The 19,038-nt window shown below is 55.6% G+C and carries 16 protein-coding genes and 1 tRNA gene; 9 read left to right on the top strand and 8 right to left on the bottom strand.

Annotation, left to right across the window (positions count from 1 at the left end; genetic code table 11):
- Both WFN75_RS11025 and mgtE read left to right on the top strand, forming a co-directional pair.
- The gene (locus WFN75_RS11025; RefSeq protein WP_207292127.1) at window positions 1-1,644 is read left to right on the top strand and encodes a multidrug ABC transporter permease/ATP-binding protein; all 1,644 of its coding nucleotides are present in this window, start codon (window positions 1-3) and stop codon (window positions 1,642-1,644) included.
- A 140-nt stretch (window positions 1,645-1,784) separates the two neighbouring features.
- Window positions 1,785-3,221 carry a magnesium transporter gene (gene mgtE / locus WFN75_RS11020; protein WP_207292126.1) on the top strand — a complete coding sequence of 479 codons (1,437 nt, stop codon included), beginning with the start codon at window positions 1,785-1,787 and terminating at the stop codon, window positions 3,219-3,221.
- On the opposite strand, the gene WFN75_RS11015 is transcribed toward mgtE, so the two are convergent.
- Window positions 3,184-4,482: a SulP family inorganic anion transporter gene (locus WFN75_RS11015; protein ID WP_336996157.1), complete on the bottom strand. Its 1,299-nt coding sequence runs from the start codon at window positions 4,480-4,482 to the stop codon at window positions 3,184-3,186. The genes mgtE and WFN75_RS11015 overlap by 38 nt on opposite strands.
- A gap of 177 nt (window positions 4,483-4,659) precedes the next feature.
- Between WFN75_RS11015 and mqo the strand changes: the two genes are divergently transcribed.
- The gene (gene mqo / locus WFN75_RS11010; RefSeq protein ID WP_046884713.1) at window positions 4,660-6,318 is read left to right on the top strand and encodes a malate dehydrogenase (quinone); all 1,659 of its coding nucleotides are present in this window, start codon (window positions 4,660-4,662) and stop codon (window positions 6,316-6,318) included.
- Between the two features lie 141 nt (window positions 6,319-6,459).
- On the top strand, window positions 6,460-7,848 hold the full coding sequence (locus WFN75_RS11005; RefSeq protein ID WP_336996156.1) for a DUF1996 domain-containing protein: 1,389 nt from the start codon (window positions 6,460-6,462) through the stop codon (window positions 7,846-7,848).
- A 46-nt stretch (window positions 7,849-7,894) separates the two neighbouring features.
- Here WFN75_RS11005 and eco read toward each other — a convergent pair whose 3' ends face one another.
- Complete coding sequence (eco, locus tag WFN75_RS11000) at window positions 7,895-8,371, bottom strand: serine protease inhibitor ecotin (RefSeq protein ID WP_253274036.1); 477 nt, start codon at window positions 8,369-8,371, stop codon at window positions 7,895-7,897.
- A gap of 206 nt (window positions 8,372-8,577) precedes the next feature.
- Here eco and WFN75_RS10995 point away from each other — a divergent pair, with 206 nt between their 5' ends.
- Entirely contained in the window at window positions 8,578-8,838 is a 261-nt protein-coding gene (locus WFN75_RS10995; protein WP_040074749.1) for a DUF2534 family protein, read from the top strand.
- 338 nt (window positions 8,839-9,176) lie between these two features.
- On the opposite strand, the gene WFN75_RS10990 is transcribed toward WFN75_RS10995, so the two are convergent.
- The 3 genes from WFN75_RS10990 to WFN75_RS10980 all read right to left on the bottom strand — a co-directional run bounded on the left by WFN75_RS10990 (window position 9,177) and on the right by WFN75_RS10980 (window position 11,333).
- Window positions 9,177-9,253: transfer RNA gene (locus WFN75_RS10990), tRNA-Pro, on the bottom strand.
- Window positions 9,254-9,325: 72 nt separating this feature from the next.
- Window positions 9,326-11,086 (bottom strand): LPS biosynthesis-modulating metalloenzyme YejM, encoded by a 1,761-nt coding sequence (gene yejM, locus WFN75_RS10985; RefSeq protein ID WP_040074751.1) that lies wholly within the window; start codon window positions 11,084-11,086, stop codon window positions 9,326-9,328.
- A gap of 19 nt (window positions 11,087-11,105) precedes the next feature.
- Window positions 11,106-11,333: a YejL family protein gene (locus WFN75_RS10980; protein WP_040074752.1), complete on the bottom strand. Its 228-nt coding sequence runs from the start codon at window positions 11,331-11,333 to the stop codon at window positions 11,106-11,108.
- A gap of 134 nt (window positions 11,334-11,467) precedes the next feature.
- Between WFN75_RS10980 and yejK the strand changes: the two genes are divergently transcribed.
- A complete protein-coding gene (gene yejK, locus WFN75_RS10975; RefSeq protein WP_040074754.1) occupies window positions 11,468-12,475 on the top strand; it encodes a nucleoid-associated protein YejK in 1,008 nt (335 codons plus the stop codon).
- 53 nt (window positions 12,476-12,528) lie between these two features.
- Here yejK and rplY read toward each other — a convergent pair whose 3' ends face one another.
- Both rplY and WFN75_RS10965 read right to left on the bottom strand, forming a co-directional pair.
- Window positions 12,529-12,813 carry a 50S ribosomal protein L25 gene (gene rplY / locus WFN75_RS10970; RefSeq protein WP_040074755.1) on the bottom strand — a complete coding sequence of 95 codons (285 nt, stop codon included), beginning with the start codon at window positions 12,811-12,813 and terminating at the stop codon, window positions 12,529-12,531.
- A gap of 124 nt (window positions 12,814-12,937) precedes the next feature.
- Window positions 12,938-14,698: a DEAD/DEAH box helicase gene (locus WFN75_RS10965; RefSeq protein ID WP_336996155.1), complete on the bottom strand. Its 1,761-nt coding sequence runs from the start codon at window positions 14,696-14,698 to the stop codon at window positions 12,938-12,940.
- Between the two features lie 150 nt (window positions 14,699-14,848).
- Between WFN75_RS10965 and rsuA the strand changes: the two genes are divergently transcribed.
- The 3 genes from rsuA (at window position 14,849) to WFN75_RS10950 (ending at window position 17,445) form a co-directional block, all read left to right on the top strand.
- Complete coding sequence (gene rsuA, locus WFN75_RS10960; protein WP_040074757.1) at window positions 14,849-15,556, top strand: 16S rRNA pseudouridine(516) synthase RsuA; 708 nt, start codon at window positions 14,849-14,851, stop codon at window positions 15,554-15,556.
- A gap of 14 nt (window positions 15,557-15,570) precedes the next feature.
- Window positions 15,571-16,767, top strand: a complete 1,197-nt coding sequence (locus WFN75_RS10955) for a Bcr/CflA family multidrug efflux MFS transporter (protein WP_046884717.1) — start codon at window positions 15,571-15,573, stop codon at window positions 16,765-16,767.
- A gap of 333 nt (window positions 16,768-17,100) precedes the next feature.
- Window positions 17,101-17,445 carry a YejG family protein gene (locus WFN75_RS10950; RefSeq protein WP_040074760.1) on the top strand — a complete coding sequence of 115 codons (345 nt, stop codon included), beginning with the start codon at window positions 17,101-17,103 and terminating at the stop codon, window positions 17,443-17,445.
- Window positions 17,446-17,448: 3 nt separating this feature from the next.
- Here WFN75_RS10950 and yejF read toward each other — a convergent pair whose 3' ends face one another.
- A complete protein-coding gene (gene yejF, locus WFN75_RS10945; RefSeq protein ID WP_336996154.1) occupies window positions 17,449-19,038 on the bottom strand; it encodes a microcin C ABC transporter ATP-binding protein YejF in 1,590 nt (529 codons plus the stop codon).

Genomic DNA, 19,038 nt, shown 5'->3' with positions numbered 1-19,038 from the left:
ATGGAACTCCTTCTTCTGGTCTGGCGACAATATCGCTGGCCTTTTATTGCGGTGATGGCGCTAAGCCTGCTCAGCGCCGCGCTGGGCATAGGGCTCATCGCCTTTATCAATCTGCGTTTAATCGAAACGGTCGATACCACCCTGACGGTGCTACCCGAATTTCTCGGCTTGCTGCTGTTGCTGATGGCGGTAACGCTGGGCTCACAGCTGGCGCTGACCACGCTGGGCCACCACTTCGTTTATCGCCTGCGCAGCGAGTTTATCAAGCGTATTCTGGATACCCATGTAGAGCGCATCGAGCAGTTAGGCAGCGCTTCGTTGCTGGCCGGGCTGACCAGCGATGTGCGTGCCATCACCATTGCCTTTGTGCGTCTGCCGGAGCTGGTGCAGGGGATTATTCTGACCTTCGGATCGGCAGCCTATCTCGCATTCTTGTCTACCAAAATGCTGGCCATCACCGCACTGTGGATTGTGATCACCATCTGGGGCGGGTTCGTGCTGGTGGCGCGGGTCTACAAACATATGGCCGTGCTGCGTGAAACCGAAGATAAGCTCTACAACGATTATCAGACCGTGCTGGAAGGGCGCAAAGAGCTGACCCTGAATCGCGAGCGCGCTGAACACATCTTCAATAATCTCTATGTTCCGGATGCCCGCGAGTATCGCCACCATATTATTCGCGCCGATACCTTTCATCTGAGCGCGGTAAACTGGTCGAATATTATGATGCTGGGCGCTATCGGCCTGGTGTTCTGGATGGCGAACAGCCTCGGTTGGGCCGATACCAACGTGGCGGCAACCTACTCGTTGACGCTGCTGTTCCTGCGTACGCCGATGCTCTCCGCCGTGGGTGCGTTGCCGACCCTGCTGAGCGCGCAGGTGGCATTTAATAAGCTTAACAAATTTGCGCTGGCGCCCTACAAGCCTGCGTTCCCGCGTCCACAGGCCTTCCCGAACTGGCAGACCCTGGAGTTACGCAATGTCACGTTCCACTATCAGGACAACGCCTTCGCCATTGGGCCGGTAAATTTAACGATCCATCGCGGTGAGTTGCTGTTTCTGATTGGCGGGAACGGTAGCGGTAAATCAACGCTGGCGATGCTGTTAACGGGCCTCTACCAGCCTCAGTCAGGCGACATCCTCCTTGACGGCAAACCCATGAACGTTGAGCAGCCTGAAGACTACCGCAAGCTCTTCTCGGCGGTCTTCACCGACGTCTGGCTGTTTGACCAGTTGCTGGGACCAGAGGGCAAACAGGCCGATTCGGCGCTGGTCGCGAAGTGGCTCGACCATCTGCAAATGTCGCATAAGCTTGAGCTGGAGAATGGCAAAATTCTCAACCTGAAACTGTCGAAAGGGCAGAAGAAGCGCGTGGCGCTACTCCTGGCGCTGGCCGAAGAGCGTGACATCATTTTGCTCGACGAGTGGGCAGCAGATCAGGATCCCCACTTCCGCCGCGACTTCTACCAGGTGCTGCTACCGCTGATGCAGCAGATGGGCAAAACCATCTTTGCCATCAGCCATGACGATCACTACTTTATTCATGCGGATCGGCTGCTGGAGATGCGTAATGGCCAGCTGAGCGAGCTGACCGGTGCCGAGCGCGATGCTGCCTCCAGGGATGCGGTTGCCCGTACAGCCTGACTTCTTTGCCCGGCCCTTTCAAAGGCCGGGTATTTTCCCTCTTTATGCTCTTTTTTTGTTCATCTCCACCCGTCGTTTATTCTTATTTACATATCCTGCCGCTATTCTTAATGCCATCACATTACATGGATTTATGATCAATGCCGTTAAAGAACAAAAACAGCGCAAGGCTGCGCGATGAAGAGCGTGCGCGACTGATCTGGTTGATGACCACCGATAAAGCGCTGGTCTCCACGCTGCTGGGTAAACTGACCCTGGCTGAGCAATATGACGTCGGCACCTTAGCCGACGATATTGCTGAGGTAGGGGCACTGGTGTCGCATCTGCCGCCGCCCGATCTTGCCGATACCCTTGAAGCGTTGCCCCGGGAAGAGCGTCTCGCTCTGTGGCGGCTGGTGGAAGATCACGAGCGCGGCCAGGTGCTGCTTGAAGCCTCAGAGAACGTCTGGGACGACTTGATCGAGGAGATGAGCGATCACGCTATCCTTGACGCGCTCCGGACCCTGGATATTGATGAGCAGATCTACCTCGTACAGCATCTGCCGCGTAATCTGACGGGCCGTCTGCTGGCCTCGATGCCGGCTGATGAACGCGCCCGCGTTCGCCAGGTGATGCATTATGAGAAAAACAGCGTCGGCGCGATCATGGAGTTTGGCGTGATTCTCGTGCGCCCGGACGTCACTCTGGGCGCGGTGCAGCGCTATCTGCGACGTCTGGGGAAAATGCCCAATAACACTGACAAACTCTTTGTCACTTCACGGGATAAAACCTTGCTGGGCGAGCTGGATCTGCAAACCATTCTGCTGCACGGCGCGAAGCGGCGAGTGAGTGAAGTGATGGAGCCCGATCCGGTGATCTTCATGCCGGAAGATGACGCGGAAAAAGCGGCGCGCACCTTCGAACGTGACAACCTGCTCAGCGCCGCCGTCGTGGACTCGACGGGCAAATTGATGGGACGTGTGACCATCGATGAAATCGTTGATGTGGTCTATGAAGAGACCGATAACGATATGCGCGCCATGGGGGGCTTGAGCGCGGAAGAGGATGTCTATGCGCCGGTCAGTAAAGCGGTAAAAACCCGCTGGGCGTGGCTAGCCATCAACCTTTGCACCGCCTTTATCGCCTCGCGGGTTATTGATGGTTTCGAACATACCATCTCGCAGCTGGTCGCCCTGGCCTCGCTGATGCCGATTGTCGCGGGAATTGGCGGCAATACCGGTAACCAGACCATCACCATGATTGTCCGTGCGCTGGCGTTGCAGAACATCCAGCCCGGCAACTTCACCTTCTTAATTTTCCGCGAACTGGGCGTGGCGCTTATCAACGGTCTGGTGTGGGGCGGGATTATGGGCGGAGTGACCTGGTGGTTGTACGATGATATGGCACTGGGCGCGGTCATGACCCTGGCAATGGTGCTCAACCTGCTGGTGGCGGCGCTGATGGGGGTGATTATCCCAATGACCATGAATCGTCTCGGGCGCGACCCCGCAGTGGGGTCGAGCGTAATGATCACCGCCATCACCGATACCGGGGGCTTCTTTATTTTTCTTGGGCTTGCGACGCTGTTTCTGCTGTAGCGGCGTGCTTGCGCTTAAGACGGGCCGGGATGATCGCCATGGCGATAATCCCGGCTACCACGCCAATGGCCAGGTTACCGGTTGAAACGGTCGCCGCAACGGTCACCAGCATCACCAGCGTTTCAGCCACCGGCGCACCTTTCACCGTACCGGGCTGGATGCTATGCCAGCTGAAGGTTTTCACCGCGACGATGGCCATGATCCCCGCCAGCACCGCCATCGGGATTTTGGCCATCACTTCGCTCAGCGCGGTCACCAGGAGCAGGAGCACCAGACCGGCAGCGAAGGTGGATACGCGACTGCGGCCTTTGCCCATCTCGACGTTCACGATGGTTTGCCCGATCATCGCGCAACCGGCAATCCCACCAAAAAAACCAGCCAGGATATTGGTGACGCCGAGCCCGATGCTTTCCCGGCGCTTGCTGGAGGGGGTTGCCGTCAGCTCATCCACCAGTTTTGCCGTCAGTAACGACTCCATCAGTCCGACAAAGGCGATACTGAGCGCACAAGGCCAGATAATGCTAAGGGTGTTCAGGTTTAAGGGCACCAGCAGTTCAGTCAGCCCTGGCAGTCCGCCGCCCATGGAACCTTCATCGCCTACGGTCGGCAGGATCTGTCCGCTGGTGACGGTAAACAGGGTCAGCAGCACAATGGCAATCAGCGGGGAGGGGACGCTCTTAATGTAGCGTGGCACCCAGAGCACAATCAGTATCGTCAATACAAACAGACCGACAATCAGCGGGCTTTTGCTCCAGAAGTGGGGAACCTGCGCGAAGAAGATCAATATCCCAAGGGCGTTAACAAACCCGGTCATCACCGACTGGGGAATAAAACGCATCAATCGTGCCATCCCCAGCGCGCCGAAGAGGATCTGAATTAACCCGGCGAGCAGTACCGCTGGCAGGATGTACTGCACGCCATGCTGTGCCACCATCGGACCAATCACCAGCGCCACCGAACCGGCTGCGGCGGTGACCATCGCCGGGCGACCGCCCAACACAGAGAGCCCCAGGCAGAGTACCACCGAGGCAAAGAGGCTAACTTTCGGGTCGACGCCGGCCACCACAGAGAAGGAGATCACTTCCGGGATCAGCGCCAGGGCGGTGATAACACCCGCCAGAATTTCGCGGACAAAGAGATTCGGCGAGCGCAGGATATGCGCTACACGGCCCTCATCGGGCTGGTGAGAGGTCAGGATTTTAGACATAAGGCTTCGCAGGTCAGGGCGGGCTTCCGTGCGCGCGATCACAAAGTGCAGCATAGTAGCCAGAAAATGGTCGCGTTGCCAGTCTGATGCGCCATTCCCCTATAAACAATCCACCATTAAATTTCACAATTACAATAATTTCGTAACCTTTAAACAATATTTAAATGTTGCTACCGTTGCCCCGCAGCTTATTTCACCTGCAATTTCCACGTATAACTTAAGGCATAAATGATGAAAAAAATGACTGCCGTGCTCTTTTCGCTGGCCGTGGGGCTGAACGCTGTCTCGATGGCGGCGAAGGCTGACGCACCAAAAGAGCAGCAAACGGATGTCCTTTTAATTGGTGGCGGGATCATGAGCGCAACGCTCGGAACCTACCTGCAAGAACTGCAGCCAGACTGGTCAATGACCATGGTTGAGCGCCTGGATGGGGTGGCGAAAGAGAGTTCGAACGGCTGGAACAACGCCGGTACCGGCCACTCGGCATTGATGGAGCTGAACTATACGCCGCAGAAGAAGGACGGCTCCATCAGTATCGAAAAAGCGGTTGAGATTAACGAAGCGTTCCAGATTTCTCGTCAGTTCTGGTCTCATCAGGTGAACAGCGGCGTGCTGCACGACCCACACAGCTTCATTAACACCGTGCCACACATGAGTTTTGTCTGGGGCGATGACAACGTTAACTTCCTGCGTGGACGTTATGCCGCCCTGCAACAGAGCACCCTGTTCCGCGGCATGAAATACTCTGAAGATCATGCACAGATCAAAGAGTGGGCGCCGCTGGTGATGGAAGGGCGTGATCCCAACCAGAAGGTAGCTGCAACCCGTACCGAAATCGGCACCGATGTAAACTACGGTGAAATCACCCGTCAGCTGGTGGGCGCTTTGCAGAAGAAAGAGCACTTCAACCTGGCGCTGAATACCGAAGTCCGTGGCTTTAAGCGTAACGCTGATAACTCCTGGAGCGTGACCGTAGCCGACCTGAAGCACAATGAAGAAGAGCACGTCATTAAGGCGAAGTTTGTCTTCATCGGTGCCGGCGGCGCAGCGTTAAAACTGCTGCAGGAGACCGGTATTCCGGAAGCCGACAACTACGGTGGTTTCCCGGTGGGCGGCCAGTTCCTGGTCTCTGAAAATCCGGAAGTGGTGAATCGTCATCTGGCGAAAGTTTATGGCCAGGCCTCTGTGGGCGCACCGCCAATGTCTGTTCCCCATATCGATACCCGTATGCTGGATGGCAAACGCGTCGTGCTGTTCGGGCCGTTCGCGACCTTCTCCACGAAATTCCTGAAAAACGGTTCGCTGTGGGATCTGCTGAGCTCCACCACCACCTCAAACATCGTGCCGATGATGAACGTCGGGCTGGATAACTTCGATCTGGTGAAATACCTGATTAGCCAGGTCATGCTCTCTGATGAAGAGCGTTTCGAGGCGCTGAAAGAGTACTATCCGCAGGCGAAAAAAGAGGATTGGCGTCTGTGGCAGGCAGGTCAGCGCGTGCAGATCATCAAACGTGATGAAAAAGAGGGCGGCGTTCTGCGTCTCGGCACTGAAGTGGTGAGCGATAAAGAGGGCACCATTGCGGCGCTGCTGGGCGCTTCTCCAGGCGCATCTACCGCTGCACCTATCATGCTGCACCTGATGGAAAAAGTGTTCAAAGATAAAGTCGCGACGCCGGAATGGCAGGCGAAACTGAAAACCATTATTCCGTCTTACGGCACCAAACTGAACGGTAATGTGGCAGCGACTGAACAGGAGCTGGAGTACACCAGCCGCGTTCTGCAGCTGAAATATGAAAAACCGCAGGCGGCCGATGTGGCACCAAAAGCGGAGCCGCAGGGCAAGCCCCAGCCGGCAGTTAACAAGCCCGTGGCAGATATCGCACTGTAATGTCACGCTGAGAGAAAAAGGCCGGTTTTTCCGGCCTTTTTTACGCGTAAAGCAAACCCGCGAGGAAAAGTACCCCGGCAATATTTAGGCGTGCGCACGCGCTTTTGATACCAATGTGGCCTTTCATATCAGGAGATAATAATGAAAAGGACCACCCTCTCTGCCGCGATGGCGTCGGCCATGCTACTTCCCTCCCTTTTTGCTCACGCCGGCCCGCAGGCTCACGTGGTTTGCGCCATGAGCCATACGCGTGGCGATGACGCGATCATGATGTACGGTATGCCCAATCAGGCCATGTGGCATGACTTTTTCGGCAACACCCATGCCGATGCCTGGTCAGATTATTCATCGCTGCGTCAGCGCCCTGAGACCACCTGCGATAACAAAGCCGATAGCTCTGCTTACTGGGCGCCTTCTCTGCGTCTGCCGGATGGTACGGTCGTGCAGCCTGCTTATCAGAAAACCTATTATCAGGCTTCGCATGTTACGCAATATCCACTAACCCCTTTTCCGGCGGGGCTGGCGCTGCTGGCGGGCGATCACCATGGCACGCAGCCTAACGGCAGAATTACCTTCTTATGCGCCAACGGAAAAGGTTATAGCAATAAGGTGGGTGAGGTATGTGGACTGCGTAAAGCCAAAGATGCGGTGCAGTTCAATATCGGTATCCAGTTTCCCAACTGCTGGGATGGGATCCATCTTAAGCCGATGCACGGTATGAAAAATGCCGTTTATGACGTGAAAGGGCAGTGTCCATCCGGGTATCCAGTGAAGATCCCGACCGTCAATATGAATGTAGCCTATGTGCTAAAGGGCATTACCTCCCTGGATACGGCAAAAGCGCAGCTTTCTCTCGATCCCACGATGAATGGAGACATGCGGGAGGAGCACTGGGGGAGCCTCTATACGGCCCACGCCGACTTTATGAACGGCTGGACAGAGGAGGGGGCGCAATTTATGACCGATCTCTGTATGAACCAGGGGATGGACTGCGGTACCAACGTGCCCTACGGGTATTCGAAGGCGCTGGCGAATGTCACTGTCAGCAGCGAGACTCCATCAGGGCAGGGGCTGCAGATTAGCGATAACTGGAAACAGGGGGGCCGTACCCGCAACCCGGAAACGCTGAGCCTGGTGAAATTTGCCATCCCACCGCTGCCGGCCGGGCAGGATCCTGCGCAGTTTAAGTACCGTATACGCCTCTATGGCGGGAAGGTAGAGAATAATGGTGCCGATCAGATCTTCTTCTATCCGGCGAGCAATGACTGGGATCCCGCCACGGTGAACTGGAAACGGCGTCCGGCCTGCAGTTATCGCTCAGAGGCGTTGCTCTATCTCAATCATGTCCGGGAATACCGGATGGTGGATGTCGATACCGCAGTACGTAAAGCACTGGCCGCAGGGAAAACGGAGATCTCCTGGTATATCGGCGGCGATCGGCAGGGTAACCATTATCAGTTCAACACCGCTGCGTCGAAAGAGAGCCTTGTGCTGATGCTGACAGGCTTTAAACACACGCCAGAGATTTAGATGAGAGGGGGTTCCAGGCGAGCGCTGGAACCCTGAAATTGCCTCTTTAACGCACTTGTGCGTCGTCGATTTTCTCGTCTGCCTTCCAGAGGCGATACTTCACGTCGATATTTTCCGGGGTATAGACCACAATCGGCAGCTTGCTGTTATAGCGCAGCAGGCTGTGGTCGCCGAGGTATGCCGTAACAAATTTCTCGGTTTTCTTGCCGTCCGGACAGGCCATCATCGTTGAGACCGGAGAAGTAACGTTATCGAAGCGGTAGTAGTCGTAACCCCAGCCTTCCAGCGTTTTTTGGGACAGCTCGCCGCCCAGTCGGTGCTGATTGCAGTCCACTTCCAGCGTCTTACCGATCAGCAGTTCGACTTTGTACTGCGCCTCATCCTTCTGCTCCGGCAGCTGGATCACCTGACGTTTCATCCCTTTTTCGGCCTGCGGGAAAGGGGTCAGAATATCATTGCTGGCAAAAGCGCTGGTACAGGTGGCCGCCAGCAGGGCGATAGCAATCTTCGGTACTTTTTTCACAATCATTCCTTTTGTTCAACGATCGTGGCAAGCGTAGCATATTGAACCCTCACTGGCAGGGGGATTTACTTAAATTTTCTGTTTAACCGGTTTAATTAGCTGGTTGTTTGCTTGTTGTTTAGTGTTAAATGCTGATATGGCGTGACCGGCAAGATCGTGGTAGGGTTAGCGGCAATCATGGTTATTCATCTGTAAAGGAAAGAGCGATGGTACGCGCAAAGCTTAACACCCCGTCGGGCAGAAAGTTTCTTCTGGCATTGTTGGTGGTATTTTCAATTGCGGTGGCCTGCGTCGGCCGCGCGACCATCGTTGGTGTCATTGAACAGTACAATATCCCACTCTCTTCGTGGACGACCAGCATGTTTGTTTTGCAGTCGGCCATGATCCTCGTCTACAGCACCGTCTTTACCGTGCTGCTGGCCATCCCGCTGGGGATTTTTTTCCTCGGTGGCAGTAATAAACAGTAAGCCCCGCACGGTAATACCCCAGACCAGCCCACGGGCTGGTTTTTTTACCTCTGAAAAACGTGCCTGATGAATTAACGATACCCGGTCGCGTTTTCAAATTTCACCATTTTGGCCTGTTCACTCTGGTAGGCGGCGTCGTCCCCTGGCGCAGGTGTCATCCGGGAAAGCTGGGGGGCGGGGTATACCTTTCAGATCGGGGCGCTGGTAACGCTCGTTTACCTGCTGCGTAGGCCGCCAGAATTGGTCTCACTCTGAGCGAGGAGTTCCTGTCATCGGCGCCAGGGTTTATTACAGGCATAAAAAAACCAACCGTAGAAGGTTGGTTTCTTTGGAATTTTTGGTCGGCACGAGAGGATTTGAACCTCCGACCCCTGACACCCCATGACAGTGCGCTACCAGGCTGCGCTACGTGCCGACACTGGTAGCTAATACTACTCAATTTACGGTCTATTGCAAGCGCCCTGACCGCTAACTGATTTAATATTAATCAGTTAGCGATGAAGCGTTTCTCATCGGTCAATACCTGCAGCAGCAGGCTGAGCTGCGGTTTCTGATCGTTGATTCTTTCGCCCTTCAGGGTATAGGTCTTATAGGTGCCGTTGCTATTTAGCACCAGCGACAGATTTGGCGTCATCACGGTCAGCGTATTGCCGTCTGCGGCGGTTACCCAGTCATGACGACGCGTCGCGCTGAACAGATCCTGCCCCTGTGAGTACTCGTTAGCTGGCGTATTCACATGCAGTAAGCGCTGCATCAGCGTGGTCATCACATCTTTATGATCGGTAAGCCTGTTGATGCGCTGGGAAGGGGTGCCCGGCCAGTGGATAACCAGCGGTACCTGCAGGCGAGGGCGAGACCACTCCATGCTGTCGCGATCGCTACCCAGCGCCACGCCATGGCCCGCCGTGATCACCACCACGGTGTTTTCCAGCTTGCCAGACTCGCGTAAGGCGTTCAGCACGCGGGCAATTTGAGCATCGACCTCACCAGCCGCGCGCGCGTAACGCTGGTTAAAGCCCTTCTGCTGACTGTCGTCGATTGCGGTGCCGTTCAGGGCGACCCACGAGAACCAGCGGTTATCTTCCTGCGCATAACGCTGCAGCCAGTTAATCCACTGCCCGGCGGTTTGCGCATCAGTTTGCGTTTTGGCGGTAGGCAGAGAGAAATCGGACAACAGCGCCTGGCGATAGAGCGGGCTGCTAAAGCCGTCTGAAGAGAAGAGCCCCAGCTGATAGCCCTGCTGATTCAGCGCGGTGATCAAGGCCGCAGGGATGCGCGCCGACAGGACGCCGTCCATATAGGCAGGCGAAATCCCGTAGAACAGGCCAAAGATCCCCGCATCCGTCGAATTACCGGCACTCATATGCTGCGTAAAGTTAATGTTCTTATCCGCAAATTCGGCCAGCGTCGGCATCTGTTTTTCGAAGCGCGAGTAGTTCAGGCCGTCGACGGTAATCAACAGCACGTTCTGGCCCTGGCCCATATCGCGGAAACGCAGCGGGCTGAGTGGATACTGCACGGATACCGCTTCCGGATTGCCCTGCTCGACAAGACGGCGCTGATACTCCTGCGCATCCAGCAGACCGTGTTTTTCCAGAAAGCGTCGCGCGGTCATCGGATAAGAGAGCGGCAGGTTGGCGCGCTGCATCGTGACCGGACGATAGAAGTTGGCATCAGCCCAGATATACATAACGTGTGAGCTGATAAAAGCGACGAAGAAGAGCGCCGCAATGGGTTTGGCGTAATGACGGCGACGCGTCAGGCTACGCAGTTTTTGCCAGCTCCAGGTGGCAAAAAGCATCTCAATCATCAGGATAATAGGCGCGCTGATAAACATTAGCTGCCAGTCACGCGCGGTTTCGTTCTGGTCGGGGTTAATCACCAGTTCCCAGACGATGGGATTGAGATGCAGATGGAAACGGGTAAAGACTTCGCTGTCGATTAACAGCAGCGTCATGCCTACAGTGGCCAGAATCGCGGAGATGAACCGCATAAGCCGCTGCGACATGACAACGAAGGTCAGTGGAAACAGAATCAGCAGATAGGTGGCGAAAACCAGAAAGCTAAAATGGCCAATGACGCTGATCCAGGAGTAAATCCGCCCGGCCAGCGTGGTTGGCCAGTCGGCTACAAACAGATAGCGGCTGCCAAGCACCATCGCCAACAGAATGTTGAACAGGGCAAACCAGTGCCCCCAGCTTACCATCTGGGACACTTTTTCGCGGTAGCGCTGACGATTCGTCACCATAAGCTGTCGTTCGTTTCCCTTAGTGTGCCGGGTCGTCGTTAACCGAGGACTGCAACGCCTGTGCGAAGGATTTCGCAATGGCCTGACGTTGAGCCGGAGCAACGCTGGTATTAATCAGGTTGGTCACCATATTCCCCAGTACCATCAGGGAAAGGTCGGTTGGCGTTTTGTGTTTTTCCAGTACGTTAACCAGCTCACTCAGAAGCTGTTCTACGTGTTCGTCACTGTAGCGGGAATGTTGTGGCATAAATCAAAATCATTTCGTTGATGAAAGGGCAACATAGTACCGTAGCAACAGCATTTTTTCCCCTTTTTTATCTTCTATTGCGCACATGCGCAGGGGATGGTTGAATACCGCCCGGTCTAACAGGAGAGTTTATCATGAGTCTGGATATCAACCAGATTGCGCTGCACCAGCTTATCAAGCGTGATGAGCAAACCCTTGAGCTGGTGCTGCGCGATACGTTACTTGAACCGACGCCAACCGTCGTGGACATGATGGCGGAGCTACACCGCGTCTATAGCGCCAAAAATAAAGCTTACGGCATGTTCAACGAAGAGAGTGAACTGGCGCAAAGCCTGCGCTTACAGCGTCAGGGCGAAGAGGAGTTCCTCGCCTTTAGCCGGGCGGCGACCGGACGCCTGCGCGATGAGCTGGCAAAATATCCTTTTGCTGACGGCGGTATCGTGCTGTTCTGTCAGTACCGCTACCTGGCGGTAGAGTATCTGCTGGTCACGGTGCTGAACAACTTAAGCAGCATGCGCGTAAATGAGCAGCTGGACATCAGCTCGACCCACTATCTGGACATCAATCACGCCGATATTGTGGCGCGTATTGACCTTACCGAGTGGGAAACCAATCCGGAATCCACACGCTACCTCACCTTCCTTAAAGGGCGGGTAGGGCGCAAAGTGGCCGACTTCTTTATGGATTTCCTCGGCGCCAGCGAAGGGCTTAACGCGAAAGCGCAAAACAAAGGCTTGCTGCAGGCGGTGGACGACTTTACCGCAGAGGCGCAGCTCGATAAATCCGAGCGTCAGACCGTGCGTCAGCAGGTGTACACCTACTGCAACGAACAGCTGCAGGCGGGGGAAGAGATCGAGCTTGAGTCGTTATCGAAAGAGCTGGCGGGCGTCAGTGAAGTGAGTTTCCAGGAATTTACGGCTGACAAAGGTTACGAGCTGGAAGAGAGCTTCCCGGCGGATCGTAGCACCCTGCGTCAGTTGACCAAATTTGCCGGGAGCGGCGGCGGGCTGACGATCAACTTCGATGCCTTGCTGCTGGGTGAGCGCATTTTCTGGGACCCGGCCACGGATACCCTGACGATCAAAGGTACTCCGCCAAACCTGCGCGACCAGCTCCAGCGTCGCACCTCCGGCGGCAAATAAGCGCCATAAAAAAACCCCGCAGAGCGGGGTTTTTTCATTCAACTTGTCAGCGATTACGCGCGAACGAAGTCGATGTGAGACAGTTTTGGCTTGAACGGGTGACGCTGCACCGCCTGAGCTTTAACTTTCTCTTCTTTACCGTCAACAACGATAGTCAGAACTTCGCTGTAGAACTCAGCTTTGTTCTGCATGTTCCACACTTTGTCGTGGTCCAGTTCGATTGCGACAGGAGCAGCTTCGCCGCCATAGATGATGGCCGGGAATTTGTTAGCTGCGCGCAGGCGGCGGCTCGCACCCTTACCCTGCTCTTTACGTGCTTCTGCATTAATAGTGAACATTGATTTCTCTCTGTATATAGATCCTGCTACAGGCGACCCAGCAGCAGGCAGGTGTTCTGCTTCACGGATGTGAGGCGGGCGGCATTTTATACGTAATCAGCGCTGACATCAATGAAAACTCCCTTTAGCCGCGCAATTCATTCGCCCGGCGGTAACGCCCCTCATAGTCAAACACCTTCTCGCGCACCTGCCAGAACTGCCCTTTTTTGCGGGCCACCACAAAGTCCGGATGGCGAAGCAACGCCTGCTGATGAAGGATATCCCCGGCGGTGATCCAGCGCAGGGGCACCCCTGGCGTACGGGTATGCGGACGGATAAACAGCTGTTCGAAAGCGGTACGCTGGGCGGGTGTGTGCAGACGGAAGCGCTCACTCACATCGGCACCGTCTTCATCGTAATAGGTGATTTTTAACCACTCGCCTTTCTCATCCGCCCCCTGGGCCAGCACCATGCCGCTACAGCGCAACACCAGCGCATCTTTCAGCTTCAGCGCCGCTTTTAACATATCGTCCGGATCGACCAGCACCGTATCGCACTCGCGGCAGCGGCGGGCAGCAATGTCGTTTTCAGCATTGCATTGCGGACAATTTTTGAAGCGGAAACGATAATCGCACTGCTCGCGATGGCCGTCGTCATCCTCCAGCCAGCCCTGACAGCGTCGGCCAAAATGTTCAATAAGGGTGCCGTCGGCCGTTGTCTTTCCCCAGAAGGTATTGGCGAAGCCGCATCCCGGGCAAAATACCTGCACCGGAACGTTGTCACTTTTGCCTTTTGGCGTACCCACTTCCGGGGTATACAGGTCGTGGGGGTTGCCGGCGTAATCCAGAATCAGGCAGTCGGTTTTACCCGGCGACAGACGCAACCCCCTGCCGACGATCTGCTGATACAGGCTCACCGATTCGGTAGGGCGCAGAATCGCAATCAGATCCACGTGAGGAGCATCAAAACCGGTGGTCAGGACCGCTACGTTCACCAGATAGCGAAACTGCTGCGCTTTGAAGGCTTCAATTAAGCGATCGCGTTCGCTGCCCGGCGTTTCTCCGGTGATCAGCGCCGCATCGTCAGCGGGCAACAACCCGGTGATTTCGCGGGCGTGTTCCACGGTGGCGGCAAAAATCATCACCCCTTTGCGGGTTTCGGCAAATTCCATTATCTGGCTGATGATGTGCGGGGTAATACGATCCTGTTTTTTGAGTTCGCGATTAAGATCCGCTTCGCTAAACAGGCCATTACTCTGCACCTGCAGGCGGCTAAAGTCGTACTGCACCACCGGCATATCCAGCCGCTCAGGCGGGGTGAGGTAACCGTGCTTTATCATGTAACGCAGGGGTAACTCGTATATACAGTCGCGAAACAGCGCTTTGTCTGTGCCGCGCACCATGCCGTGATAGTGGAAATGGTAAATCCAGCCTTTGCCCAGACGGAACGGCGTGGCAGTTAATCCCAGCAGCCGAATCGAGGGGTTAACGCTTTTCAGATGGGCAAGGATCTGCTGATACTGGCTGTCGTCGTCATCGCTGATGCGATGACACTCGTCCACAATCAACAGCGAAAATTCGCTGCGGAACTGATCCAGATTACGCGCCACCGACTGCACGCTACCAAACACCACTTTGCCGTGGCTCTCTTTACGCTGCAGACCGGCGGCAAAGATATCCGCCTCAAGGCCGAGGGCCAGGTACTTGGCATGGTTCTGCGCCACCAGCTCTTTCACATGCGCCAGCACCAGCACGCGCCCGCGCGCCAGCCGGGCCAGTTCGGCGATCACCAGGCTCTTGCCGGCCCCGGTAGGGAGCACAATGGCCGCCGGTTCTTTATGCTTGCGAAAGTGGGCGAGGGTCGCGTCAACCGCTTCCTGCTGATAGGGGCGAAGAGTAAATGTCATGGGATCTCAGTTTGGTTATCTCGCATATAGTATGCCACGAAACTTTTTCCCTTGAGTGGCGCAGATAGCCCGTTATACTGGCTTCTTCAGACTGCCTCTTTTCCGGATGTGTTGTCCGGCTCCTGGCACCATTAAGGCTAAAAATACTTCATGCGACTTGATAAGTTTATCGCTCAGCAACTCGGCGTAAGCCGCGCTATTGCCGGGCGTGAAATTCGCGCCAGCCGCGTTACCGTGGATGGCGATATTGTGAAAGATAGTGCGTTCAAACTCCAGCCTGACCATCAGGTTGAGTACGACGGTAATTCGCTGACTCAGCAGAATGGCCCGCGCTATTTCATGCTCAATAAACCGGAAGGTTATGTCTGCTCCACCGACGATCCGGATCATCCGACCATTCTCTATTTCCTTGATGAGCCGATGGCGCACAAGCTACACGCCGCCGGGCGTCTGGATATCGACACTACCGGACTGGTGCTGATGACCGACGACGGTCAGTGGTCGCACCGCATTACCTCACCACGCCATCATTGTGAAAAAACGTATCGGGTGATGCTGGAATCACCGGTGAGCGATAATACGGCGGAACAGTTCGCGCAGGGTGTACAGCTGCATAATGAAAAAGATCTGACCAGGCCGGCCACGCTCGAGGTGATCACACCGACCGAGGTGCGCCTGACCATCAGCGAAGGGCGTTACCATCAGGTAAAACGTATGTTCGCCGCGGTGGGTAACCACGTGATTGGTTTACACCGGGAGCGTATCGGCGCCATCGAGCTTGATGATGATCTGGAACCCGGTGAATACCGCCCGTTAACGGATGAAGAAATTGCCAGCGTTGGCCTGGCTCCACGCTAATCCAGGAGTTTATTGTGACCAACAGGCCACACTCGTCATTTAGCATTGTCTTTATCCTTGGCCTGCTGGCCATGCTGATGCCGCTCTCTATCGATATGTACCTGCCCGCACTGCCGGTCATTTCCGAGCAGTTCGGCGTACCGGCAGGCAGCGCGCAAATGACCCTCAGCACCTATATTCTCGGCTTTGCCGTGGGGCAGTTGCTCTACGGGCCGATGGCCGATAGCCTGGGGCGCAAACCGGTTATCCTCGGCGGTACCCTGGTGTTTGCCGGTGCGGCTGTTGCCTGTGCGCTGGCACAGACCATTGACCACCTGATTGTCATGCGTTTCTTCCACGGGCTGGCCGCCGCCGCTGCCAGCGTGGTGATTAATGCCCTAATGCGCGATATCTACCCGAAAGAAGAGTTCTCGCGCATGATGTCCTTCGTCATGCTGGTCACCACCGTGGCGCCGTTGATAGCGCCGATGGCGGGTGGGGCAGTGCTGGTCTGGTTTAGCTGGCACGCTATCTTCTGGATCCTGGCGCTTGCGGCGCTGCTGGCGTCGGCAATGATCTTCTTCTTTATCAAGGAAACCTTGCCGCCTGAACGTCGGCAAAAGTTCCACATCCGCACCACGCTCGGCAACTTCGCATCGCTGTTTCGTCATAAGCGGGTGCTGAGCTATATGCTGGCCAGCGGATTCAGCTTCGCGGGGATGTTCTCATTCCTGAGCGCCGGGCCCTTTGTTTACATTGAACTGAACCACGTCTCACCGCAGCATTTCGGCTACTACTTTGCACTGAACATCGTCTTCCTGATTGTGATGACGCTGATCAACAGCCGCTTTGTCCGCCGCGTTGGGGCGCTGAATATGTTCCGTGCCGGGCTGTGGATCCAGTTCGCCATGGCAATCTGGATGGTGGTGACGGCATTCTTCGATGTGGGCTTCTGGTCGCTGGTGGTGGGCGTGGCGGCGTTTGTCGGTTGCGTCTCCATGGTCTCGTCGAACGCGATGGCGGTCATTCTGGATGAGTTCCCGCACATGGCGGGCACGGCGTCGTCGCTCGCCGGGACCTTCCGCTTTGGCATTGGCGCCATTATCGGTGCGTTACTGTCGATGGCCACCTTCAACAGTGCCTGGCCGATGCTCTGGTCCATCGCTTTCTGTGCGACGGGCTCCATTCTTTTCTACCTCTATGCCAGCCGACCCAAAAAAACGGTTAAATGACGCACAAAAAAGGGTTCCACAGGAACCCTTTTTTGACACATATCAACCAAAACGTTCATCCCGGTCTCCTTGTTTGTTTCTTTTATGTAAAATCTATTTATGTAAAAAGTCACATCGTTGTAGTTAAAAAGGTTGAGTTAGATCGCAGAAACGGGTACATATAGCGCCGTTGCGAACCTGAAACTCATACAAAAAGCCCTGAGAAATAAGACGCTAACGCCGATGATATCTGGCTGTAACCGCTTTCTCACTAAAAACAGGGCAGGTGAGTAATGATGTGTTACTATAAATGTAAATAGATTGTGAAGTATATTTTGCTTCCGGGGAACAAACGTGGATACATTACAGCTCTCCATCGTCCATCGCTTGCCGCAGAGCTATCGCTGGTCGGCGGGTTTCGCAGGTTCGAAAGTTGAACCGATTCCGCAAAGCGGGACGAACTGCGATAACTGCCTGGTGGCGCTTAAATTGCTCAGTCCGCAAGACGAAAACGCATGGCCGGTAATGGAAAAGCTCAGCCAGGCGCTGACTGACATTGAACTCGACAGCTCCGTGCTGGAGTGCGAGGGCGAACCCTGCCTGTTCGTGAAAAGTCAGGACGAATTTGCCGCCACCTGCCGCCTGAAAAATTTCGGCGTAGCCATTGCTGAGCCGGTGTCTGGCCAGAATCCTTTCTGAGTGTCAACGTAACGCCAACAGCTGGCGGGTATATGCCTGCGTCGGCGCGGCAAACACGCGCTGACACTCTCCCTGCTCGACAACCTCTCCCTGACGTAAAACAATGACCTGATGGCAAAGCGTCTGCACGACCTGCAGGTCATGGCTAATGAAGATATACGCCAGCCGATACTGCTGCTGAAGATCTTTCAGTAACGCCAGAATCTGCGCCTGCACGGTGCGATCCAGCGATGACGTCGGTTCATCAAGGATGATCAGCTCCGGTCGCAGGATCAAGGCGCGGGCAATGGCGATACGCTGTCGTTGACCGCCGGAAAAGGCCCCCGGATAACGTTGCCGGGTTTCGGGATCCAGCCCCACCTCGCCCATTACCCGAATCACCTCGGCTTCTCGCTGCGCCGGGGTGAGCGCAGGCTGGTGTACGCGTAACCCCTCTTCGATAATCTGCAGAACATTGAGTCGCGGGTTGAGTGAGGAGTTGGGATCCTGGAAAACCACCTGCATTCGATGGCGCAACGAAAGCATCTGACGGCGATTGCGGTCATGCAGTGTCTTACCATCGAAAGTCATCTCACCTTGCGACGTAATCAGCCGCAGTAGCGCCAGCCCGGTGGTGCTTTTACCGGAACCAGATTCCCCCACCAGCCCCAGAGTTTCACCTGCACGTAGGGTAAAGCTGACCTTGTTCAGCACCCGTTTGCTATCCACCTCCCGGCGTAAAAGACCCTTACGTATCGGGAAGGCCACCGACAAATTATTCACGGTGAGTAGCGTCGGGGCATTTTCTGCCAGCGGAACAGGGCCGCCGGTGGGTTCACTATCAAGGAGTCGCTGCGTGTAGGGATGTTGCGGAGCACTAAACAGGGCAGGGGCGCTATTCTGCTCGACGCAACGCCCGCTTTGCATTACCGCCACCCTATCGGCAAGCTTTTTAACGATGCTGAGATTGTGGGTGATAAACAGCAAGCTCATGTTCAGCTCGTCGCGCAGTTCCCGCAGCAGTTGCAGGATCTGCGCCTGTACCGTGACGTCCAGCGCCGTGGTGGGTTCATCGGCAATCAGCAGTTCAGGGCGGGTGAGCAGGGCCATGGCAATCATGACGCGCTGGCGCTCTCCTCCCGAGAGCTGATGCGGGAAGTCAGAGAGCCGTTTGGCCGCGTGACGAATGCCGGTGCGCTCCAGACAGTCGAGCATCTCGCCGCGCGCGGCCTCTTTACGCATCCCCCGATGCAGAGAGAGCACTTCATACAGCTGTTTTTCAAGGGTATGCAGTGGGTTGAGCGAGACCATCGGCTCCTGGAAGATCATCGCGATTTTATTGCCTCGCACGCCGCGCAGGGTACGTTCATCGGCATGCAGCAGTGACTGCCCCTGAAAGAGGATATCGCCCTGGGGATAGATGGCCGGTGGCGAAGGCAGCAGGCGCAGCACTGAGAGGGCCGTAACGCTCTTCCCCGAGCCCGACTCACCCACCAGCGCCAGCGTTTCTCCCGGATCGATATGCAGCGAGAGATCGCTCACTACCGGACGCGTTTCGCCCTGCTGACGAAAAGCGATGGAGAGGTTATCAATATGCAGAAGGGGCTGCGTCAT

The organism is Leclercia sp. UBA7405 (assembly GCF_037152215.1).
Taxonomy (GTDB): Bacteria; Pseudomonadota; Gammaproteobacteria; order Enterobacterales; family Enterobacteriaceae; genus Enterobacter; species Enterobacter pneumoniae.
This window is presented reverse-complemented; position numbering and strand designations above follow the sequence as displayed.